The sequence below is a fragment of the Agrobacterium sp. 22117 genome (assembly GCF_052045735.1).
GTDB classification, from domain to species: domain Bacteria; phylum Pseudomonadota; class Alphaproteobacteria; order Rhizobiales; family Rhizobiaceae; genus Agrobacterium; species Agrobacterium cavarae.
In genome coordinates this window covers 748,753-769,618 of sequence record NZ_JBQEPP010000002.1, presented here as the reverse complement: position 1 = coordinate 769,618, position 20,866 = coordinate 748,753, and the positions used below count along the sequence as shown (strand labels likewise).

Here is a 20,866-nt window from a genome sequence, read left to right as displayed (position 1 = left end):
TCTCTAACCAGATCAAAGACGAAAGAGCTTGCCCGGATTGAAAATATTATCCGGATCAAGAGACCGCTTGATGGCGCGCATCGTATCGAGTGCGGGACCGGCCTCTTCTTCGAGAAAACTCATCTTCCCCTGCCCCACTCCGTGTTCTCCGGTGCAGGTGCCATCCATGGACAGCGCACGACGATTGAGCCGCGCCACAAAGGCTTCGGTTTTCGCCACACTGTCTGGATCCTTGCCGTCGAAAAGCACGAGAACATGGAAGTTGCCATCGCCCGCATGCCCGACGATCGGCGCCAGCATGTTGTTTTCCATGATGTCGCGCTGCGTTTCCACGACGCAATCGGCCAGGCGCGAGATCGGAACGCAGACATCGGTCGAAAGGCCGTCGAGATGCGGCGCGAGCGCACGCGATGCCCAATAGGCATCATGGCGGGCTTTCCACAGCTTGTTGCGCTCCTGCGCGTCACCGGTCCATTTGAAATCCGTGCTGCCGAATTCCGCAACGATCTCAGCAAATTGCTGCGATTGCAGCGCAGTCGTTTCTTCCGTCCCGTGAAATTCGACGAAAAGCGTCGGTCTCTCTTCGTATCCCAGACCGGAATAAGCGTTGCAGGCGCGGATCTGGACCTCGTCCAGCAGCTCGATACGAGCCACCGGAATACCGATCTGGATCGTCATGATCACCGCATCGCAGGCGGCCTTGATCGTTTCGAAAGTGCAGACACCGCCGGCGATCTTCTCCGGAATGCCCTGAAGACGAAGCGTAACGGATGTGAGCACACCGAGTGTGCCCTCCGCACCGACGAAAAGCCGCGTCAGATCGTAGCCGGCAGAGGATTTGCGCGCGCGCCTGCCGGTACGGATTTCCTCACCATTGGCAGTGACAGCCGTCAAGGCCAGCACATTGTCCTTCATCGTGCCATAACGCACCGCATTCGTGCCGGATGCGCGCGTGGATGCCATGCCGCCAATCGAGGCATTAGCACCGGGATCGATCGGAAAGAACAGACCGGTATCGCGCAGATAGGTGTTGAGCTGCTCGCGGTTGACGCCGGGCTCGACCGTCACGTCCAAGTCCTCGGCATTGACCTCGATGATTCGGTTCATCCGGCTGAAATCGATGGAAATGCCACCGGATGGCGCATTGACCTGGCCCTCCAGCGAAGAGCCCGTTCCGAAGGGAATGACCGGCACCTTGTGCTCCGCGCACGCCTTTACCACCGTCTTAACGTCGTCGGCGGTTTCAACAAAGGCAACCCCATCGGGAAGCTGGGTCGTCAGATAGGTCGTAGTGTGGGAGTGCTGTTCGCGGAAAGACTGGCCCGTCTGGAATTTTTCGCCGAGATCGCGCTTCAGCACCGTCAGAACAGCGGCAATGCCAGCCTCGTTTCGTGTTCCCGATACGACATCTTTCAAAGCCATGACATGCTCCACCACGCTGCAAGTTTTTAGCCCGCGTCGCGCGCGGGCCAAGGCGTGGTATGTGACAAGGCTCTCACTTTGTCCAGCGCGGGCTTTGCGACTGTCCGGTGTTTGACGCCAAATCACTCCGCGGCGAGAAGTGGCTTTTCCTCCTCCAGGGCGCGGCGGCGAATGGCGGTCTCCAGTTCGCGATGCAGTCGAATTTCCTCATCCGCCTGCGGCTTGGCAAAGCGTGCCAGGAGCAGGTACGAAACCGGGGTGATGTAGAGCGTCACCAGCGTTGCAAAGCCGAGACCACCGACGATGACCCAACCCAGCGCGATACGCGCTTCAGCACCCGCACCCTGTGCCAGCACCAGTGGCACACCGCCGAGAATGGTGGCGATCATCGTCATCATCACCGGGCGAAGGCGAATGCTGCAAGCCTTCTCGATGGCTTCACGCACGCTCGCGCCCTGATCGCGCAGATGGTTGGCGAATTCCACGATCAGAATGCCGTTCTTCGCCATCACACCGACCAGAAGCACGAGGCCGATCTGACTGTAGACATTGAGGCTTGATCCAGTAACGAGCAGCGCGATCACCGCGCAGGCAAGACCGAGCGGCACCGTCGTCATGATGATCAACGAACTCAGGACACTTTCGAACTGCGCCGCTAGCACCAGGAAGATGATCGCAATGGCAAAGCCGAAGGTCAGCAACATGCCGCTGGAGTTTTCCTGAAGCGTGGCGGCTTCACCGAGCGGGATCAGCCGCGCACCGGATGGCATGATCTGGCTCGCCAGTTCATTGACCTTGGCAACCGCATCACCCAGAGAAACACCTTCGCGCAGGTTGGCGGAGAAGCCGACCGATGGTAGCTGCTGCTCGCGGTTCAGCTGCGGCGCGACCGCATTTTCCTTCAGAGATGCGATCACCGACATCGGCACGATCTTGCCGTCATCTGTCTTCAAGAAGATGTTCTCAAGATCCGTCGGATCGTTGATCGGCCGGGTGGAGGCAAGAAGACGAACAGGGATCGCGTCACCATTCACAAAGACGTCGACGATGGAGCGGCCTTCGAGGAGCGACTGCATGGCGCGCGACAGCCCGGTGATGTCGATGCCGAGATCGGATGCCCGTTCGCGATCGATGGAGACGGAAAGCTGCGCCTGGTTCGGCTCGTTATCGAAGCGCGGCGTGTCGAACATGCCGGTTTCTTCCATCGACAGCAGCAGCTTTTGCGTGGACTCGGTCAGCGCCTGATAGTTGGAGCCGACCATCGCCATGCTGAGACCATTGCCCGCGCCGCGAATGCGCAGGCTGTTCGGCTGCTGCGCCGTGCCGCGAAGCGCAGGCACCTTTTGTGCGGCGGAATTGATATCCTGAGCGATCTGGTTCTGCGTGCGGTCACGATCCGCCCATGGTGCGAGCGTCAACACCATGAAACCCGTATTGGACGAGCCATTCATTCCGGTGATCGAATAGACGTTACGGATTTCCCCGCTTTCGCGCAGCGGCATCAGATTCTCTTCGATGCGCTGCAACTGGTCGCGCGTATATTCCAGGCTGACGCCCTGCGGCGCAGTCACGCGCAGGAAGATCGACGAGCGATCCTCGCGCGGCGTCAATTCGTTCTGCACCATGCCAAAGGCCACCCAGGAGACCCCTGCAAAGGCAATCGACACGACGATAACGATCAGCGGATTGTTGAGACAGCTCGACAGCGTGTTCTTGTAGGTGCTGGCAAAGAGATTGCCAAACCAGGCAAGCGGGCCGGTCTTATGCTCCACAGTCTTCTTCAACATGCGTGACGCGAGCATAGGGCAGAGCGTCAACGCCACAATCGAGGACAAGCCAACGGCAAAGGCCAGCACGAAGCCGAACTCACGGAACAGGCCGCCCAACTGGCCGGGCAGGAAGGAGAGCGGAATGAAGACAGCGGCGAGCGTTGCCGTGGTGGCGAGAACCGCGAAGAACACCTCCTGCGTACCCAGCACGGCCGCAGCACGCGGCCCCATCCCTTCGGCTCTGCGGCGCACGATATTTTCCAGAACCACGATCGCATCGTCCACCACAAGACCCGTCGCCAGCACGATGGCAAGCAGCGTCAGAATGTTGATGGAAAAGCCAACCATGTAGATGGCCACCAGCGTGCCGATCAGCGCGACCGGCATGGTGATGGCTGGAATAAGCGTCGCGCGCCAGTCGCGCAGGAAGAGATAAAGAACAACGACGACGATCAGCGCAGAAAGACCGAGCGCCAGTTCCACCTCGTGAAGCGCGCCTTCGATGAAGACAGCGTCGTCGCTGGTAACGACAATTCGTGTGCCCTCCGGCAGGTTCGGCGTCATCGCATCGACAGCTGCCTTGACTCCGGTCGAAATGTTCAACGTGTTGGACTGTGCCTGACGGATCACGCCAAGGCCGACGCCCTGCACGCCGTTGGAACGCAGGGATGTGCTTTCATCATCGGCACCAAGCTGCACGCTCGCCACATCGCGAAGACGCACCTTGTCCTTGATCAGCAGATTTTCGAATTCGGCAGGTGTGGTGAGATTGGCGGTCGCGCGCACCACGATGTCCTGCGTGGAGCTTTTCAGCGAGCCGGCCGGAACATCCAATGCGGCGGTTGCCAGCGCGTTGGATACATCGGTTACGGTGAGACCACGGCTTGCGAGTGCCGCCTGATCGAGATCGATCCGGAACACCTTCTCCTGGTCGCCGTAAAGCTCCACATCGGCAACGCCATCGACGGCAGCCAGGCGGTCGACGACCTCATCCTCTACAAGCTTGGTCAGGTCTTCCATGCTGAGCGTGGAAGAGGTGACGGCAAGACGCATGATCGGCTGGCTGTCGGAATCGGCCTTGATGATCTGCGGTTCATCGGCATCTTCCGGCATCTGATTGGTGACACGACCGATCGCGTCGCGCACGTCATTGGCGGCAACCGCGAGATCGATATTGTCGCCAAATTCCAGCGTCACACGGCTGGTACCAAACTGCGAGGCCGACGAGATGGACTTGACCCCGCTGACACGGGCGACAGCGCCTTCGATCGTCTGCGTCACCTCCTGGTCGATCGTCTGCGGCGACGCGCCGTCATAGGTCGTGCGCACGGAGATGACCGGACGGTCCACATCCGGCAATTCACGGACTTCTACGCCGACAAGGGCTGCCAATCCGGCAACCACCAGCAGCGTGTTGATCACCGCAGCAAGGATCGGCCGTCTTACGAAGAGCGCGGTAAAGGCAAGCTTTGAGTCCTGCCCTGCGGGCGGCGTCTGTCCAGTAGATGAACCGCTCATTGGCTGGCGACCTCCGGTGCTTTCGGTTCGTTGCCGATGCGCACAGCGCCGCCTTCACGCACGCGCTGCAGACCTTCCGTCACCAGGAGGTCATTGGGTGAAAGCTCGGCCTTCACCAGAACAGCGTCAGGGTTGCGCTGCACCACCTGAACGCGGACCTTGTTCGACTTGTTGTCCTTCACGCGCCACACATAGGAACCGTCGGCGTCCCACTGCACGGCCAGAGGATCGACCGATGGATAGGTTTCGCCTTCGAACTTCATGGTGACGCTGAAGGACATGCCGGCGCGTAGCTCATCCTTGGCGTTATCGAAAACGGCGCGCACACGAACGGTGCGGCTTGCTTCGTCCACACGATTGTCGACCGCCTCCACCTGGCCCGTAAAGGTCTCACCCGGGCGGGCAATTGAGGTCGCTTCCACCGGCATGCCGACCTTGATTGCCGTGGCAAATCGTTCCGGTGCCCAGAAATTGACGAGGATCTTCGAACGATCGTCGATGCTGACGATACTGGTCTGTGTCGTTGCATTGTCGCCGACATTAATGGCGACGATGCCGGCAATGCCGTCGATCGGCGCGACGATATTGCGCCGTTTCAGATTGAGCTCGGCCGTGCTGACCGCAAGCTTGGCGGACTCCTCGGCAATCTGCGCATCGAGAACATCGAGACGGGCCACCGACTGAAGATTTTTATAGGAGGAAGATTTTTCAACCGCACTTTTGAGAGAGACCTGCGCCTTGTCGCGCTCGATCAGTTGCTCGTCATCATCAAGCCTTGCCAGCACATCGCCCTTCTTCACTTTCTGACCGGACGACACGAGAATCTCGGAAATCAATCCGGACGCCTGAGGTGTCACGACGACGGTCTGGATCGCCTCACCGTTGCCGATCGCATTGAGACGGTCGTTAACTGTGCCGGTCTTGGCAGGAGCGGTCATCACGAGCGTGGCATTGCTGCGCCCGCCTCCGCCACCTTGGCCTGCAGGTCTGGACGAAGCACTGGCGGCGTTGTTTGCGGCAGGCTCGCCCGTCGTGACGATGCCAGCCTTCGCCAGCAGGTTCTGCCCTGTGGACGAATTGAACGCCCACAAAAAGAAACCAGCCCCGACGACCGCCAGACTGACACCAACCTGCTTCCAAACCCGCATGCAATTCTCCGTGTGATCCATCCACAACCGCAGCCGTGCCGCAACGCGGACAGGCAGGCGAATGATTTGGGGCAGTATCTTTGCTGCTGCTTAACAACGCAACGCAACATTTCGTTTCTTACCGAATTGTAATTTGCGAAAATTTTGCGGCAAGACATCGAAAAATCACCGATATACTTTATCGCCAGTTGTAATTCCGCTTTGAAACCGTCCTCGGCTCAGCATCGCACGCACATGGCAGAGAGGCCGCGGGCATGCATAAAACTGGCATTTTGCCTTCTATTGGTCGCGATCACCGTGAATACGGGAATAAAAGCAGAACGACGTTCTAGCGTTTATATCCCGAATCACTACATTGAGCCGCATGAGCAATAGTTTCGACGATATGCCGTTCTTCGACGAAGAACCAAACGAGCCGCGCCGTCCGGCCCCAAACGCAGCTCCCGCACCCGGTGGCTTGGGCATTGCCGCGCGCGCCATGGCGGCGCGTGATCAGGCACGTGGCACGCCCGATTATCTCTCCGGCCTCAATCCGGAGCAGCGGGAGGCGGTCGAAACGGTGGATGGTCCAGTGCTGGTTCTTGCTGGTGCCGGCACGGGCAAGACCCGCGTGCTGACGACACGTATCGCCCACATTCTCGCAACCAACAAAGCCTATCCAAGCCAGATCCTCGCCGTGACCTTCACCAACAAGGCGGCGCGCGAAATGAAGGAACGTATCGGCGTCCTCGTCGGCGGCGCGGTCGAAGGCATGCCATGGCTTGGCACCTTCCACTCCATCGGCGTGAAGCTTCTGCGTCGGCACGCCGAACTCGTCGGGCTGAAATCGGACTTCACTATTCTCGATACCGATGACGTGGTGCGGCTCATCAAGCAGTTGATCCAGGCCGAAGGTCTGGATGACAAGCGCTGGCCGGCCAAACAGTTCGCCGGGATGATCGACAATTGGAAGAACAAAGGCCTGACACCGCCGGATATTCCAGAAGGCGACAGCCGCGCCTTTGCCAATGGCAAGGGCCGCGAGCTTTATGCCGCCTATCAGGCAAGACTGAAGACGCTGAATGCCTGCGACTTCGGCGATCTTCTGCTACACCCGATCACCATATTCCGCCGCCACGGCGATATCCTCAAGGACTATCACCAGCGCTTCCGCTACATTCTGGTGGACGAGTATCAGGACACCAACACCTGCCAATATATGTGGCTGCGGCTTCTGGCGCAGCGCGCAAAGGGCGAGCCGCAAAACGTCTGCTGCGTTGGCGACGACGATCAGTCCATCTATGGCTGGCGCGGTGCCGAAGTGGACAATATCCTGCGCTTCGACAAGGATTTTCCCGGCGCCAAGGTCATCAAGCTCGAGCGTAACTATCGCTCCACCGAACATATTCTGGGCGCAGCCGGTCACCTGATCGCCCATAATGAGGGCCGTCTGGGCAAGACGCTCTTCACCGATCGCGTCGACCCGAACGACGAAAAGGTCGTGGTGCATGCTGCATGGGATTCCGAAGAGGAAGCCCGTGCCGTCGGCGAAGAGATCGAGGCACTTCAACGCAACACCAAGCATAATCTCAACGACATGGCGATCCTCGTTCGCGCCTCGTTCCAGATGCGCGAATTCGAAGATCGCTTCGTCACGCTTGGTCTCAACTACCGCGTCATCGGCGGCCCACGCTTCTATGAGCGCATGGAAATCCGCGATGCCATGGCCTATTTCCGCCTCGTCTGCCAACCGGCGGACGACCTGGCCTTCGAGCGCATCGTCAACACGCCGAAGCGCGGGCTTGGCGACACGACCATTCGCACGCTGCACGACTATGCCCGCGCCCGCGATATCCCCATGCTGGCAGCCGCCGCCGATATTATCGAGACGGACGAGCTGAAGCCCAGGGCGCGCAAGGCGCTCTTCGATGTGGTGCAGGATTTTCGCCGCTGGCAAGGGCTGCTGGAAAACACCGAACATACGGTGCTTGCAGAACAGATTCTGGATGAAAGCGGCTACACCGCCATGTGGCAGGCCGACAAGACCGCAGAAGCGCCGGGACGCCTGGAAAACCTGAAGGAACTCATCCGCTCGATGGACTCCTTCGAGAGCATGCGCGGCTTCCTGGAGCATGTGGCGCTCGTCATGGATGCCGAGCAGAATGAAGAGCTCGATGCCGTCTCGATCATGACGCTGCACTCCGCCAAGGGCCTGGAATTCGAAACCGTCTTCCTGCCCGGATGGGAAGAAGGTCTGTTCCCACATCAGCGCTCTCTGGATGAGGGCGGACGCTCAGGTCTCGAAGAAGAACGACGCCTTGCCTATGTCGGCATTACCCGCGCCAAGCGCCGCTGCCACATCTGGTTCGTCTCGAACCGCCGAATTCACGGCCTGTGGCAATCCACCCTGCCCTCACGCTTCCTGGATGAGCTGCCGGCATCCCATGTCGAAGTCACGGCATCGGAAAGCAGTTATGGTGGCTATGGCGGTCGCGGCGGCTACGGCCAGTCCCGCTTCGACAAGGCCGAGCCCTTTGCCAATAATTACGCCACGCCCGGCTGGAAGCGCGCTCAGGCCAACAGGTCGGATGCAACGCGCGACAACTGGGGCAGCCGGTCGGGACATGCGGTAGAGCGGATCGGCTATGGTGAGAGCGGTCCGCGTGCCCGAACCATCGATGGAGAGCTGGTCGCGAAGTCAGTGGCCGACGCGCCCTCGAAATTTGCGGTCGGAGATCGCGTCTTCCATATCAAGTTCGGAAACGGCAATGTCGCGACCGTCGAAGGCAACAAGCTGACGATCGATTTCGACCGAGCGGGCCAGAAACGCGTGCTCGACGGCTTCGTGGAAAAGGCCTGATTCCCAAACATAAAGAAGCCGCGCCAGCTTAAAGACGATAAGCATGCCTCGTGCGCCCAAAAAAGGCGCGCTAGCCCCTAAGTTTTCACCTCGTATTTTTGAGTAACTGACGGCTTCGACTATTTTCCTCGGGGCGATTCTCGGCAATAACCACATGGTTTCGCAGATTCGTCCTCCTGAGGTTAAATTGCATATATTCAAGAATTCTAATTCAATACTTGCAGTTTACCTCATCAACATGGCCAATGCACAGCAACGCAACCAAGCCATGATCGAAAAGCTCTTAGCCATCGGGCTTACGGCAGAGCGGGTCGAAGCGGTGGATGGCAGAGCCCTGACATTTCCGATCCCGGAATTCAGCGAGCTTTCCTACAAGCTTATGCACGGTCGCCGAACCTGTCCTCCGGAAATCGGCTGCTATCTGAGCCACGTGGAATGCGCACGCCGACTGCTGCAAAGCGAGGCAGAGTTTGCGCTGATCCTGGAGGACGACGTGGTCTTCAAGCAGGGCTTCATGGAATCGGTCGAGGCGGCAATCGATCATCGAAACGATTGGGATATTCTGCGGCTATCGACAGTTAGCCACGGGAAAAAACATGCCTTCCGCAAGCTGACGGCTGATCGCTCCTTGAGCATCGCACTGACGCGCGAAAAAGGCTCGGGTGCCTATATCGTCAATCGCAAGGCGGCCAAGTGGATCGCGGAAAAGCTGGTCCCGATGCGGCTGGCCTATGATATCGCCTATGATCTGGAATATCTGGCAGGCCTCAAGTCGGCCTTCATCTATCCTCTCTGCGCCTCGCAGGATGCAGACAACACCAGCTCTATTCAAAGCGTCGCTCGCGCTTACAAGCTGCCCCGCTGGCGGTACTTCACCGTCCTGCCCTTCCGCGCATATCTGGAGGTGACCCGCTTCGTGTTCAGAGGGGCGAGGCTTCTTTTGGGCTATGCGGGAAATATGCGCACGCCGCGCGCACTGCCAGCTGCAAAGAGGAAGAGTGATTCTTCGGTCACATCAGTGTCGACCCACCCGGCCTCCTACGACCCGGCACCGGTTCACGCGGTCGTCTCGCCCGGCGTAAACCCGATCAGGTAAACTGCCGCAACGATAGCGGCGATGATAAAGATCGAGATGACAAAGATCGTCATCCGGCTTAGTGGTTTGCGTGTCGTTTTCTTCATGCGCAAACAACAGCTTTGCGCTGATTTTGTTCCCTAAAACATCGGAAGCACGATGCGTCGTCTCAAAAGAGATGAAGCGTCCTTTGTGTATAGAAATAAACGCGTGGCGCTTTGGTGATGCCTCACCCATCACTGCAAATGGCGGGACCCATCAACGCATTTCGTTTTGTTTTTGCGCCGTAAGGTTCTAAAGCCAGATGACTTCTTAAGGGCCATCTCAAACAGACAAAGTTTCCCATGACGCCGACACGTTCCAATCCGCTTCACCTGGCGGCCGCTTTCGCTAGCGGCGGTCTTTTGACCTTGATGGTGCATTTCAACGGAATGCTCGCCCATTATGGCAACGCGCTGTTTTCCTCCTGGACGGCTCACGCCACAGGAACGGTCGCGGCAATCATCGTCATGGGGCTGCTCTACCGCAAACCGGAGCCGGGACAGCCGGCAAAACCTAAGGCCCCACTTTGGGCCTATATGGGCGGGATGATCGGCGCTGTCCTCGTCATGCTGACCTCCACAGCGGTGAATTCGCCTCTCGCACTTTCCGGCACAATCGCACTTGGACTGGCTGGGCAGGTGATCTTCAGCCTCGCGGCGGATTTCTGGGGCCTGTTCGGCTTTCCGAAGCGCCGGCCACAGGGACAGGACATTCTCGCAATCGCCCTCATCCTCGGCGGCAGCGCTCTCATCATTCTGGTCGGGAGAGCGGCATGATCGTCTGGATCGCAATGGCCTTTGTCGGCGGCGTCTTCGTTTCGCTCAGCCGCCAGATCAATGGCCGCCTCAGCCTGTCCACGTCACCGCTGACCGCATCCTTCTGGAATCACTTTGTCGGATTGGTCGTGCTGACGCTGGCGGGACTGGTGATTGTCGGTCTTTTCCCGCCAGGTGCGGGCGATGCGCCATGGTACGCCTTCATTGGCGGGCCGATCGGCGTTGTCTTCATCGCCTCCGGCAGCTGGCTGATCGCGCGCATCGGTGCCGTCAACACGGCACTCCTCGTCATCAGCGGCCAGATGGTCTCAGGCGTCGTCCTGGATTTCTTCAGCGACCAGCCGCCGAAAATCTGGGCGACTGCGCTCGGCGTGATCTTCATTCTCGGCGGCATGGTACTGACCCAACGCCGCCGTTAAATCTGGTCCGCGACCTCAGCTCTTGCCGAACAGGCTGCCGAACAATGTCTTGCCGCCGCTCTTTCCACTGCTGCTGGCTGCAACAGCGGACGGACGACCGTTCAGCTTCGGCACGACGATGAGACGCTTGACCTCACCGCGCTTGAAGGCTGCCAGGAACTTTGGATATTCCTTGAAAACGACGCATCCATTCGATTCACCGCGCTTCGCCAGCATATAGGTATGCGCCAGAAGCCCGTTACGGCCATGCGGATTGACGCCGCTTTCTGGCGTCAGGCGAATGGCTTCCACGCCGTGGAAGAGCGATTCGCGCATGGTCAGGCGATAGCTTGACGGTGGCGTCGCACCGCGCATCTTAACGTGCACGAAATCGGGATTGTCACGCATCTTGCCGATACCCGAATGGGCCTCAAGCTTCTCGCCGCTTGGAAGATGCACGACACCTGCAGAAATATCGTAGATGGCGGTGCCATTACCGCGATCCGGCCACGGAACGACGGCGTCCATTTTCGTTTCGCGCATCGGATTGTCGGGCCGCGCGAAGGCAACCATCGTCGATGTCGCGGGCTGCTGCACCGGTGGTTTAGCGGGCGTCGGAACGGTCGCTTGCGCAGCGATTTCCTTCTCGACGACAGATGGGCTGGCAGGACGCGGTGTCGGCTCGACCTCAAAAGCTCTTGCGATCTCGGGCCGGAAATTCGGGAGCGGGACGGTTTCCGGTAGAAGATCGATCTCTTCATCGGCCTTCGCCTGCGGGCGACCGAGCGCGGCCTCAAACGCAGGATGCTCTTTCGCTTCCTGTGTTTCCAGCATCGCGGTCTCAGGCCCGCGACCAAGCGCTGAATCGACGATTGCCGATGGGCGAAGCGCTGCCAGTTCCTTGACCGTCGCCTGGCCTTGCGCGTCGATGGCCGCTGCCGTGCCGAAGCGCGCTGCAAAGAGCTTGGCATTGAGATGGTGCTCTGCTGCCAGGCGCGTCATCTTCTGGTGGCCTTCGGGATTGGCCGAAAGGCGCGAGAACTTGTGGACGTGAATGGTGGGCTGCACGTCATCGGGCGCCTCGCCCACGGGCCGATCCAGCTGAGCCAGCAGCATCTTGTCAAAACGTTGAGTGCCATGCGACGCCTGCGCCATACCATGCAGCGAAGCAAAAGCGGCCACAGCGCAGACACTGGCAAGGATCCCGCCGCCCAGAAGAGCGGAGAGGCCGCCTGACGACAGGCCAGCACGTTTTTTTGCATGGGCTGCACCGCGAATGGGCACGCCCTGATAGGTCACGACTGATGACGCCATGATACTCGTTACTCGAACCGTTTACGCAAAACCGGCTTATCGCCGGCGACTTGGCGTTGGCCTCGATCGTCAGATGCGAATCGCACCATCCTCGAAGCGAACAGGTTCGAAGCATGCCGAATTATGGTAACCAAAGTCTTTACGAGTCCCCTGAAAACGCTGTCCCTAAAAGCGCAAGCCATGTTCATGCAGGTAAGATCCGATGTTCGCGCCCCATTGTTTTTCGGGCGTCGAAACCGAAGAGCAAGGCTGTCCGTGCAGCACACATATGGCTGAGTCGGGGTCCCCTCTTCTGGGCAAAGCCTGTATCTTTCGACTTTGCCTAAAATGCGGCGATGAGGGCGACCCCGGTCATCCCGTAGTTTTCATTTTGACGAAAACCTTCTAAGCTCGGCCACAAGCGATTGACTTGAAGGAACGACACATGAAGGCGCTGCTGCTGATCGACATCCAGAACGGCTTCTGCCCCGTCGGAAATCTTCCCGTGGCCGATGGCGACAAGATCGTGCCGATTGCCAATGCGCTGATCGAAAATGGCGGCTACGACCTGATCGTCGCCTCGCAGGATTGGCACCCGGCCAATCATGGCAGCTTCGCATCTCAACACCCCGGTAAGCAGCCTTTCGAGATGGGCGAACTGTCGGGCAAGCCGCAGGTCATGTGGCCGGATCACTGCGTTCAGGAAACGCCGGATGCGGACTTCCACCCGGATCTCAATACTCAAGCCTTCGATCACGTCCAGCAAAAGGGCGAGAACCCAGCCGTCGATAGCTACTCGGCCTTCCGCGATAACGATCAGTCGGCAACAACGGGCCTTGCCGATTACCTCAACCGCCAGGGCGTAACCGTTCTCGACATCTGCGGGCTTGCAACGGATTACTGCGTCAGTTTCTCCGCACTCGATGCGCGCGACATGCTGCCGGATGTGAAAGTGCGCTTCATCGAAGATGCCAGCCGCGGCATCGACCCGGAAGGCATCAAGGCGGCGATTGCCGCGATGCGTGCCAAGGGCATTGCGGTGGTCAACAGCAGCGATATTCTGAAAGCTTAGAGCGCGATCGCGCAAAACTGTGCGACGGTGTTGTGATCACGACATGCGACAATAGGAAGGATGAAAGCGCGGGTGAGCGACTCTGAAAGATCGCAACGCGCTTTAGGCCCCTCAGCGACCGTTCAATGGCTGCTCCAGCACGTCGATATCAGCCGCTGCGTCGTCCATTCGCCGTGAGATCACCGCCTGCGCGTCCCGTAGTCCCTGATTGTAGAATGCCGGACCGATCACCTCCGCCACGTGGTCCAGCAACATCTCGCATTGCAGCCCGCTGACATCGACATCCAGCTCATTCACCAGATAATCTTGGACTGCCTTGGCCAGCTCTGCTTTCTGTTGCTTGTCGATTTTCAGTTCCAAGATGCGGTCCTCCTCTCGCCGGTCGTGCAAAGCATAAAGCGACTGTGCGACAACGATATGCGGCAGAACAAGAGGTGGAAGGGTAGGCCAAGCTTCAAATAAATCAATCAAGCCATTCCTTATTTTTGTTTGTGCGCATACGCCCGAGGCTGTAGGAGACAAACATCCCATGTTCTCCGGTACAGGACCGGCTACCCCATGACACAGTCACCCTTCAGGTCGGGCATCCGCCTTGGCCTCCCCGTTGCTCTTGCCGTCTTGCCCTTCGGCGCGCTATTTGGCGCTGTCGCGATCGACAACGGCATGACCATCTATGAAGCGACGCTGATGAGCGGCATCATCTATGCCGGGGCCAGCCAGCTGGTCGGCATCGAGCTTTTCAATCAAAACCTGCCCGCATGGCTCGTGGTGCTGTCGATCTTTGCCGTCAACTTCCGGCATGTGCTTTATTCCGCCGCAATGGTCCGCATTGTTCCGGAATGGTCCTTTGCCCGCAAAGCCATCGGCTTCTTCTTCCTGGTTGATCCGCAATTTGCCGAATCCGTCCGGCAGAAGGAAATGCATGGCGAGGTGAGCTATTCGCTCTATATGGGCTACGCCTTCGTCGTCTATGCGCTGTGGATGATCTCGACCGTGGTCGGCGCCTCGCTCGGCAATCTTGTCGGCGATCCAAAAGCGCTTGGCTTCGACGTGCTGCTGCCGATCTATTTCATGGGCATGGTGCTCGGCTTTCGCAAGCGCAACAGCTTCTACCCTGTCATGCTGGCAAGCGCGATCGGCGCGATCGCTTCCTTCCACTTCGTCGGCTCGCCCTGGCATGTCAGCATCGGCGCGATGACCGGTATCATCATCGCCGTCATCCTGCCGCCTGCGAAAAGTGAACCCGTCGAAGAGCCCGAGGTGCAGACCCCATGAGCGAGTTCTTCCACCTCCAGACACTCATCATCATCGTTGCCGGTGCTGTTGCGACCTACCTCACCCGCGTGGGCGGTTACGTGCTGATGACGCGAATGAAATCCATTCCGCCGCGCGTGGAAGCCGGGTTGAATGCCGTCCCCGTCGCCGTTCTGACGACGCTCGTCGCACCCGCCTTTTTCGAAGGCGGATATGATGTGAAGCTCGGCTTGATCGTGGCGCTGATCGTTGGTCTGCGCTTCCCCGGCCTGATAATGCTCTTCGCCGGCTGGGCGCTGGTCGTGGCGCTCCGGCATTTTCAACTCGCGTGAATTGAAAATGCCGTCACGGGCTCACATCAAAGGGCTTCGGTCGCAGCCACGAGCCACTGCTTTACACTCTCATCGCTGATCAGCGGCATCAGCTTCTCGCGTGTCTTGGCGTGATAGTCGTTCAGCCAGGTGCGCTCGTCTTCTGTCAGCAGCGCAACGATAATGAGTCTGCGGTCGATCGGGCACCAGGTCAGCGTCTCGAAGGAGAGCATTGACTGATCACCGCCTTCGATTGCCACGGCCTCTCGCACATAGATCAGGTTCTCGATGCGGATGCCGAAAGCGCCGGGACGGTAATAGCCAGGCTCGTTGGACAGGATCATCCCCGGCAGGATTTCCTGCTGCGACACGCGGGAAATGCGCTGCGGGCCTTCATGCACTGACAGATAGGAGCCGACTCCGTGACCGGTTCCGTGGCCGTAATCGGCGCCTGCTTTCCACAGCGCAATGCGCGCCAGCGGATCGAGATCGCAACCGCGCGTTCCCTTCGGAAACTTCGCGTCGCTGATGGCGATGACGCCCTTCAGCACCAGCGTGAAGAAACGCTTCTGCTCGTCTGGCACATTGCCGATGGCGACGGTGCGCGTGATATCGGTGGTGCCGTTCACATATTGCGCACCGGAGTCCACAAGGAACATCTCGCCATCCTGCAGGCGGCGGTCGCTATCGGTGGTCACGCGGTAATGGATGATCGCGGCATTCGGGCCGGAGCCGGAAATCGTATCGAAGGAAACGTCCTTGAGCGGGTTCTGCATCGCTTCGCCAAGGCGCGCCCGTGCCTGCTCCAGCTTCGTTACCGCCTGGATTTCGCTGACACTACCTGGCTGCTGGCTGTCGAGCCATGCCAGATACTCCACCATCGCCGCGCCATCCTGAACATGGGCAGCAGCGGAACCGGCCAGCTCCGCTTCGTTCTTGCAGGCACGCGGCAGCTTGACGGGGTCGATCGCCTCGACAACCGTGCCGCCATTGTCCTTGATGACACGCGTCAGCGCCACCGGCACCACGTCGGCATCCACCAGGATCGACGCGCCCTTCTCGGCAAGTCCGCGAAGAGTCGGCTCGATTTCTGTTGGCGCGTGACGCTTCACGAGGTCATTGAGATATGCTTTGACCTCGCCGTTCAATTTCCGCTCATCCACAAACAGATCGGCTTTGCCATCGGCATGGATAATCGCGCGAGCCAGCGGATGGGGTGTGTGCGGCACATCGTTGCCGCGGATGTTGAAGATCCACGCAATCGACGATGGATCGGTCACCAGAACCGCATCCGCCTTGCGACCTTTCACATCCTCGGCAATGTTGTCGATCTTCTGCCGCGCGGGCGTGCCGCTAAAGGCGTCCGGCTGAATCGTGACCAACTCCAGAGGTTCTGCAGGGCGCCCTTCCCACAGAGGATCGAGCGGGTTGGCAGCCAGCAGCACGACGGAGCCACCCTTTTCGGCAAGAGCCTTTTCCAGCCGTAGCAGTTCCGCGCTCGTGTGCAGCCAGGGGTCGATACCGAGACGGAAGCCGCTCGGCGCATGCTCACCTAGCCACTTTGCTGGCGGCGCGCCGACAAGATCGCCGCACGTGAACACCGCCGGATCGACCTGTGACGAAAGCTGCGTCGTATAGCGCCCATCGACAAACACGACGGCTTGCGACCGGGTGACCAGCACCACACCGGCAGAACCGGTAAAGCCCGTCAGCCACGCCATCCGCTCGGCACATTCCGGTACGTATTCACCTTGATACTCATCGGCGCGGGGAATGAGAAACCCGTCTATGTCGAGCGCATCGAAGGTCGAGCGCAACGCCTCCACGCGGGCCTTGCCGAACTGCGGAGTGGACTTGTTGTCAAAGGACTGGAACATGGCATGCTTTCTGGATTGTCCAGAGCCCCGTGCGTCTTATTGGACGCACAAAGGACGCTCTGTCTTTTGGAATCTACGCATCTTTTACAGACCATAGCCCGACGGCATCTCGCAGGTCCAGATCAAAGCGAACGCCGTCCCACGGCACCTCCATCCGCCCAATACTTAGGCAGATCGCGAAAATCTGAAGGGCGATCAAGCTCAGGATTGCATTTAACGCATAGCACGAATGTCGAAGCGGCTATGGCGTCAGGAGCTGCACTGTCTTAAATTCCAAAGCATCGAAGGGGCAACGAAAACCCCGCAGAACAAGGATGTCCAACATGTCGAAGTCGATCTTTCGCACCGCATTTGAACGCGTCGTCGAAGCCCGTCAGCGGCAGGCAGACCGTTATGTCAGCAGCGCAATGCTGAACCTGGACGACACCACCATTGCCGCTTTCGGCACTACGCGCGAAGAGCTGCGTCGCAAGGCGAAATCCACTTACGTATTCTGATCGTGAGGCGAGCTTCCTCCCGGCTCGCTGAACAAGGAATACGTTTATCCGCTTGAGCCTCTCCTCCCAAGGCTCGCGGATTCGGTCGGCAGGACCGATTGAAAAGGCGGCGCGCAAGCGTCGCCTTTTTCATGTCGTCAGAGCATGTCGCGACGGAGATGGATGGTGACCCAGCCGTTGCGCCAGATGGTGCGGATGTGGCTGAGCTTCATACCGTTATAGGCGGACAGAACCTTCCAGCGCTGGGTGCTGAGAATACCCGATAGGATGACCGTGCCGCCGGGCGCCAGATGCGCCACGAGTTGCGGCGCCATCTTGATCAACGGTCGCGCCAAAATATTGGCGATGATCAGATCGAATGGCCCATGACGGCGAAAGGAATCCGAGTGGAAACCGGGCGCTGTCTCGAAGGCAATGCCGGAGGCGATGCCGTTCAGCTTCGCATTCTCCTTGGCGACACGCGTCGCGATCGGATCGATATCGGTGGCCAGTACCGGCACCTTGCGCATCTTTGCCGTCGCAATTGCCAAAACACCGCTGCCCGTGCCGAGATCCAGCGCGTTGCGGATCGTGCGCGAACGCAGAACGTCCTCGATCATCTCCAGGCAGCCTGACGTGGTGCCGTGATGCCCAGTGCCGAAAGCCTGACCGGCCTCGATTTCGATGGCGAGATCGTTTGGACGAACCTTGTCGCGGTCATGCGAACCATGCACCAGGAAGCGCCCTGCCCGCACCGGCTTTAGTCCCTCGAGCGACTTGGCGATCCAGTCGACATCGGGAATGACTTCGCGCTCGATCGCAAGATGCGGAAAGGAAGCCTGCAACAGCGTCTGAAAGCGCTCGGTGATCTCGTCTTCTTGCTCCAGAAGCAAATAGATCGATGCTTCCCAGATATCGCGCTTCTCATCGACCTCGGTGGTCGCGATCGCAATATCTTCCTCGCCGAAGACCTCCGACATCACATCAAGCACGTCGCCTGCCTGAACTTCGGTTGTGGTGACATAGAGACGGATTTCGCTCACGACAGACGCTTTCCCTAAGGCATGTTGCGCAATCCCGGGAAGCGGTCTTGCGATGATGACATGCAACGAAACGAGGGCTTCAAGCGTGAGGATCAATCGCCACACGCTTCAGCTGGTTGAAGCGTCAGCCTTTGCCACAAAACACGCGGCAATCCAATGGAGCGAAAGGCGTTTCTTACAGCGACCTGTCAGGACTTGACGAGATTTTGCAGCTTCTGAACGGCCACATCAGGATTTTCGCCGTAAGCAATGGTGCCGCCGAAGGAGCCGTCCGGGCGAAGCAGGATCACCGAGGCCGTATGGTCCATGGTGTAATCGCCATTCGGGTCCTTCTCGTCGACAGGCACCTTCTTGGCGTAGATGCGATAACCCTTCAGCGTTTCGGCGATCTTGTCCGGTGTACCGGTAATGCCGGTAATACGCTTGGAGACGTTGGAGATATACTGGTTCATCACCTCGGGCGTGTCGCGTTCGGGATCGACCGAAACGAAATAGGCCTGCAGCTTGTCGCCCGCCGGGTCGACCTTCTCCATCCAGCCATTCAGCTCGAACAGCGTTGTGGGGCAGACTTCAGGGCAATGGGTGAAGCCGAAGAACAGCGCTGTCGGCTTGCCCTGAAACGCTTTCTCGGTGATCGGCTGACCGTTCTGCGCAACGAGCTGAAAGGGCGTGCCATAGGCCTCCTCCACCATCTGCTCACGGCTGTTGGTCAATTCCATCGTCAACCAGCCCATGACGCCCAAGAGAACGACGACAGCACCCCAGAGCGCGAGACGGATCGATTTCATGCTGTTCCTCACCATGCGATAATTGGCGGCAAACGCCCTTTGCGAGTGATAGCCAAGCCATTGAGGTTGCGCAAATCAAGAACGGCTGGAAAGCGCAACCGCGCTCTTTTGTCTCAATACCGCGCTATGCCGCAGCCTCGAGAGCCGCCTGTCAGAAGCACCAGGCGATGCCATTCTGCACAGACGCAATAAAGATATCGGTGCCGTGTCGCAGCCAGCCGTCAAAGGTGGCGATCACGCCGAAAAGAACAGCGCCCGTGGCAAGAGCTGCAAGCAGAAGCTTGCCGGAATGGGACAATAATGCGCTCATCTTCCTGTTATACTCCACGGCGGCCCCAAGGAGAAGCGCGGACAGTCCTCGATTGTAAGCTTTCACACCCGTTAGTGAAAGTTTAAACGATTCTTGCCATCATCGTCGCCAGCGGTCCGCGCAAGCGCACGACATGATGTCACCGGATTTCACCTGGACGCCGCATTCATCCTTCCCAGCACACGGCCCGCCAGAGAGCCGCCAGGACAAGCAACGACCATGTCGAACGCCATCAAACAATCCGGCGCATACCTCGAAATCGTTTCCTTCCATCTCGGCGATCAGGAATTCTGCATCGACATCATGGCGATCCGCGAAATCCGCGGTTGGGCGCCGGTGACGCCAATGCCCCATACTCCGCCTTACGTTCTCGGCCTCATCAACCTTCGCGGTGCGGTGATCCCGGTTATCGACATGGCCTGCCGCCTCGGCATGAAGATGACCGAACCCTCCGAGCGTTCCGCGATCATCGTTACAGACATCGGCGGCAAGCTGGTCGGCCTTCTGGTCGAACAGGTTTCCGACATGATGACCATCCGTTCCGAAGACCTCCAGCCCGCCCCGGAAATCATTCCGGAAGAGCAGCGCAATTTCTGCCGCGGCATCGTGGCGCTGGAAAAGAGCATGGTCTGCTTCCTCAACCTCGACACGGTCATTGCCGACGAATTGTCACGCGAAGCCGCATAACGTCAGGCACCTTGGATTTTCCTAGAACGGCGGGCCTTTGGTCCGCCGTTTTTCGTTGCGCGACTTCCTGTATACCCACCCGTACCTACAGTCTGTTCAAGAATTGTGGTTGGTCTGCCGAAAAGGGTGATTTCGAGAACCGGAGCGCAGCGTACTTCGGTACGTGAGCACCGGAAGCGCAGAAATTACCATTTGCAGGCGACCAAACGCGATTATTGGACAGACTGTTATGGCTTGCCGTTTTTCCACGTCACGGTCTGCCCATAGAGCGGCACGGTCGAGATCGCCATCTTCGCCGAACCGTCCGTCAGTTCGCGCGTATGGACCAAGTAGACCAGCGTGTCGTTGGTCTTATCGTAGATCCGGTTGACCACCATTTTCTTCCAGACCAGCGACATGCCCTGGCGGAAGACCTCTTCGCCGCCCTTTGAGAGATCGATATCGCCCACGTCAACCGGCCCTGTCTGGCTGCAGGAAATGGCGTTGTTCGATGGGTCTTCGAACCAATTGCCATTTTTCAGGCGATCAATCACGCCGCGCTCGAAATAGGTGATGTGGCAGGTGACGCCCTTCACCTTGGGATCGGCGATGGCTTCCACCACGATATCATTGCCTGTCCAGTCGACACCGACCTTGCCCACCACTTGCGCTAATGCGCCAAGTGGGAAAAGTGCCAGTCCCGCAACCAGGATCGCCCGAAGTTTTCGTGATGTCATCGCCTTTACCTCCATGTCTGAGACAACAGATAGGATGGCGCGTCAGCGTAAC

Annotated in this window: 19 protein-coding genes; 9 read left to right on the top strand and 10 right to left on the bottom strand. The window is 58.8% G+C overall.

Annotated features, from left to right (window positions below; translation table 11 throughout):
- Positions 1-12: 12 nt before the first annotated feature.
- The 3 genes from ACTJKV_RS08055 to ACTJKV_RS08045 all read right to left on the bottom strand — a co-directional run bounded on the left by ACTJKV_RS08055 (position 13) and on the right by ACTJKV_RS08045 (position 5,857).
- The gene (locus ACTJKV_RS08055) at positions 13-1,422 is read right to left on the bottom strand and encodes an FAD-binding oxidoreductase (protein WP_274102210.1); all 1,410 of its coding nucleotides are present in this window, start codon (positions 1,420-1,422) and stop codon (positions 13-15) included.
- Between the two features lie 122 nt (positions 1,423-1,544).
- Entirely contained in the window at positions 1,545-4,709 is a 3,165-nt protein-coding gene (locus tag ACTJKV_RS08050; RefSeq protein ID WP_274102209.1) for an efflux RND transporter permease subunit, read from the bottom strand.
- Complete coding sequence (locus ACTJKV_RS08045; RefSeq protein ID WP_274102208.1) at positions 4,706-5,857, bottom strand: efflux RND transporter periplasmic adaptor subunit; 1,152 nt, start codon at positions 5,855-5,857, stop codon at positions 4,706-4,708. Before ACTJKV_RS08045 ends, ACTJKV_RS08050 begins: the two co-directional genes overlap by 4 nt.
- A gap of 364 nt (positions 5,858-6,221) precedes the next feature.
- Between ACTJKV_RS08045 and ACTJKV_RS08040 the strand changes: the two genes are divergently transcribed.
- The 4 genes from ACTJKV_RS08040 to ACTJKV_RS08025 all read left to right on the top strand — a co-directional run bounded on the left by ACTJKV_RS08040 (position 6,222) and on the right by ACTJKV_RS08025 (position 11,008).
- Entirely contained in the window at positions 6,222-8,696 is a 2,475-nt protein-coding gene (locus ACTJKV_RS08040; protein WP_062441120.1) for an ATP-dependent helicase, read from the top strand.
- A 187-nt stretch (positions 8,697-8,883) separates the two neighbouring features.
- Positions 8,884-9,792 carry a glycosyltransferase family 25 protein gene (locus tag ACTJKV_RS08035; RefSeq protein WP_274102207.1) on the top strand — a complete coding sequence of 303 codons (909 nt, stop codon included), beginning with the start codon at positions 8,884-8,886 and terminating at the stop codon, positions 9,790-9,792.
- Positions 9,793-10,115: 323 nt separating this feature from the next.
- On the top strand, positions 10,116-10,589 hold the full coding sequence (locus tag ACTJKV_RS08030; protein ID WP_062598571.1) for a DMT family transporter: 474 nt from the start codon (positions 10,116-10,118) through the stop codon (positions 10,587-10,589).
- Positions 10,586-11,008: a DMT family transporter gene (locus tag ACTJKV_RS08025; RefSeq protein WP_274102205.1), complete on the top strand. Its 423-nt coding sequence runs from the start codon at positions 10,586-10,588 to the stop codon at positions 11,006-11,008. Before ACTJKV_RS08030 ends, ACTJKV_RS08025 begins: the two co-directional genes overlap by 4 nt.
- A 15-nt stretch (positions 11,009-11,023) precedes the next feature.
- On the opposite strand, the gene ACTJKV_RS08020 is transcribed toward ACTJKV_RS08025, so the two are convergent.
- Positions 11,024-12,301 (bottom strand): DUF2778 domain-containing protein, encoded by a 1,278-nt coding sequence (locus tag ACTJKV_RS08020; protein ID WP_274102203.1) that lies wholly within the window; start codon positions 12,299-12,301, stop codon positions 11,024-11,026.
- Between the two features lie 424 nt (positions 12,302-12,725).
- Between ACTJKV_RS08020 and pncA the strand changes: the two genes are divergently transcribed.
- Positions 12,726-13,352 carry a bifunctional nicotinamidase/pyrazinamidase gene (gene pncA / locus ACTJKV_RS08015; protein ID WP_274102202.1) on the top strand — a complete coding sequence of 209 codons (627 nt, stop codon included), beginning with the start codon at positions 12,726-12,728 and terminating at the stop codon, positions 13,350-13,352.
- A gap of 111 nt (positions 13,353-13,463) precedes the next feature.
- Here the strand turns inward: pncA and ACTJKV_RS08010 are convergent, their stop codons facing one another.
- A complete protein-coding gene (locus tag ACTJKV_RS08010) occupies positions 13,464-13,712 on the bottom strand; it encodes a DUF2164 domain-containing protein (protein WP_236769633.1) in 249 nt (82 codons plus the stop codon).
- A 198-nt stretch (positions 13,713-13,910) separates the two neighbouring features.
- Between ACTJKV_RS08010 and ACTJKV_RS08005 the strand changes: the two genes are divergently transcribed.
- Together ACTJKV_RS08005 and ACTJKV_RS08000 are read left to right on the top strand one after the other, a co-directional pair.
- Positions 13,911-14,627, top strand: a complete 717-nt coding sequence (locus ACTJKV_RS08005) for an AzlC family ABC transporter permease (protein ID WP_274102201.1) — start codon at positions 13,911-13,913, stop codon at positions 14,625-14,627.
- Positions 14,624-14,938: an AzlD family protein gene (locus ACTJKV_RS08000; protein WP_113327913.1), complete on the top strand. Its 315-nt coding sequence runs from the start codon at positions 14,624-14,626 to the stop codon at positions 14,936-14,938. The genes ACTJKV_RS08005 and ACTJKV_RS08000 overlap by 4 nt, the downstream gene beginning before the upstream one ends.
- Before the next feature lie 26 nt (positions 14,939-14,964).
- Here the strand turns inward: ACTJKV_RS08000 and ACTJKV_RS07995 are convergent, their stop codons facing one another.
- Positions 14,965-16,794, bottom strand: a complete 1,830-nt coding sequence (locus ACTJKV_RS07995; RefSeq protein WP_274102199.1) for an aminopeptidase P family protein — start codon at positions 16,792-16,794, stop codon at positions 14,965-14,967.
- Positions 16,795-17,117: 323 nt separating this feature from the next.
- Here ACTJKV_RS07995 and ACTJKV_RS07990 point away from each other — a divergent pair, with 323 nt between their 5' ends.
- Positions 17,118-17,291: a hypothetical protein gene (locus tag ACTJKV_RS07990; RefSeq protein WP_062426638.1), complete on the top strand. Its 174-nt coding sequence runs from the start codon at positions 17,118-17,120 to the stop codon at positions 17,289-17,291.
- A 137-nt stretch (positions 17,292-17,428) separates the two neighbouring features.
- Here the strand turns inward: ACTJKV_RS07990 and ACTJKV_RS07985 are convergent, their stop codons facing one another.
- From ACTJKV_RS07985 to ACTJKV_RS07975, 3 genes are all read right to left on the bottom strand, one after another.
- Positions 17,429-18,313 carry a 50S ribosomal protein L11 methyltransferase gene (locus ACTJKV_RS07985; RefSeq protein ID WP_130979412.1) on the bottom strand — a complete coding sequence of 295 codons (885 nt, stop codon included), beginning with the start codon at positions 18,311-18,313 and terminating at the stop codon, positions 17,429-17,431.
- Positions 18,314-18,501: 188 nt separating this feature from the next.
- Complete coding sequence (locus ACTJKV_RS07980; RefSeq protein WP_274102197.1) at positions 18,502-19,101, bottom strand: SCO family protein; 600 nt, start codon at positions 19,099-19,101, stop codon at positions 18,502-18,504.
- Positions 19,102-19,252: 151 nt separating this feature from the next.
- Positions 19,253-19,411: a hypothetical protein gene (locus ACTJKV_RS07975; RefSeq protein WP_162686510.1), complete on the bottom strand. Its 159-nt coding sequence runs from the start codon at positions 19,409-19,411 to the stop codon at positions 19,253-19,255.
- Positions 19,412-19,630: 219 nt separating this feature from the next.
- On the opposite strand from ACTJKV_RS07975, the gene ACTJKV_RS07970 reads away from it, so the two are divergent.
- On the top strand, positions 19,631-20,098 hold the full coding sequence (locus ACTJKV_RS07970; RefSeq protein WP_062426540.1) for a chemotaxis protein CheW: 468 nt from the start codon (positions 19,631-19,633) through the stop codon (positions 20,096-20,098).
- Between the two features lie 227 nt (positions 20,099-20,325).
- Here ACTJKV_RS07970 and ACTJKV_RS07965 read toward each other — a convergent pair whose 3' ends face one another.
- Entirely contained in the window at positions 20,326-20,814 is a 489-nt protein-coding gene (locus tag ACTJKV_RS07965; protein ID WP_062426539.1) for a CreA family protein, read from the bottom strand.
- Positions 20,815-20,866 lie beyond the last annotated feature (52 nt).

Bases quoted from the DNA above. Each gene is read 5' to 3' on its own strand.
- ACTJKV_RS08025 (WP_274102205.1), top strand. From the start codon at position 10,586: ATGATCGTCTGGATCGCAATGGCCTTTGTCGGCGGCGTCTTCGTTTCG.
- ACTJKV_RS08000 (WP_113327913.1), top strand. From the start codon at position 14,624: ATGAGCGAGTTCTTCCACCTCCAGACACTCATCATCATCGTTGCCGGT.
- ACTJKV_RS08005 (WP_274102201.1), top strand. From the start codon at position 13,911: ATGACACAGTCACCCTTCAGGTCGGGCATCCGCCTTGGCCTCCCCGTT.
- pncA (WP_274102202.1), top strand. From the start codon at position 12,726: ATGAAGGCGCTGCTGCTGATCGACATCCAGAACGGCTTCTGCCCCGTC.
- ACTJKV_RS07970 (WP_062426540.1), top strand. From the start codon at position 19,631: ATGTCGAACGCCATCAAACAATCCGGCGCATACCTCGAAATCGTTTCC.
- ACTJKV_RS07965 (WP_062426539.1), bottom strand. From the start codon at position 20,814: ATGACATCACGAAAACTTCGGGCGATCCTGGTTGCGGGACTGGCACTT.
- ACTJKV_RS07975 (WP_162686510.1), bottom strand. From the start codon at position 19,411: ATGAGCGCATTATTGTCCCATTCCGGCAAGCTTCTGCTTGCAGCTCTT.
- ACTJKV_RS07990 (WP_062426638.1), top strand. From the start codon at position 17,118: ATGTCGAAGTCGATCTTTCGCACCGCATTTGAACGCGTCGTCGAAGCC.
- ACTJKV_RS08040 (WP_062441120.1), top strand. From the start codon at position 6,222: ATGAGCAATAGTTTCGACGATATGCCGTTCTTCGACGAAGAACCAAAC.
- ACTJKV_RS07980 (WP_274102197.1), bottom strand. From the start codon at position 19,101: ATGAAATCGATCCGTCTCGCGCTCTGGGGTGCTGTCGTCGTTCTCTTG.
- ACTJKV_RS08045 (WP_274102208.1), bottom strand. From the start codon at position 5,857: ATGCGGGTTTGGAAGCAGGTTGGTGTCAGTCTGGCGGTCGTCGGGGCT.
- ACTJKV_RS08055 (WP_274102210.1), bottom strand. From the start codon at position 1,422: ATGGCTTTGAAAGATGTCGTATCGGGAACACGAAACGAGGCTGGCATT.
- ACTJKV_RS07995 (WP_274102199.1), bottom strand. From the start codon at position 16,794: ATGTTCCAGTCCTTTGACAACAAGTCCACTCCGCAGTTCGGCAAGGCC.
- ACTJKV_RS08030 (WP_062598571.1), top strand. From the start codon at position 10,116: ATGACGCCGACACGTTCCAATCCGCTTCACCTGGCGGCCGCTTTCGCT.
- ACTJKV_RS08020 (WP_274102203.1), bottom strand. From the start codon at position 12,301: ATGGCGTCATCAGTCGTGACCTATCAGGGCGTGCCCATTCGCGGTGCA.
- ACTJKV_RS08050 (WP_274102209.1), bottom strand. From the start codon at position 4,709: ATGAGCGGTTCATCTACTGGACAGACGCCGCCCGCAGGGCAGGACTCA.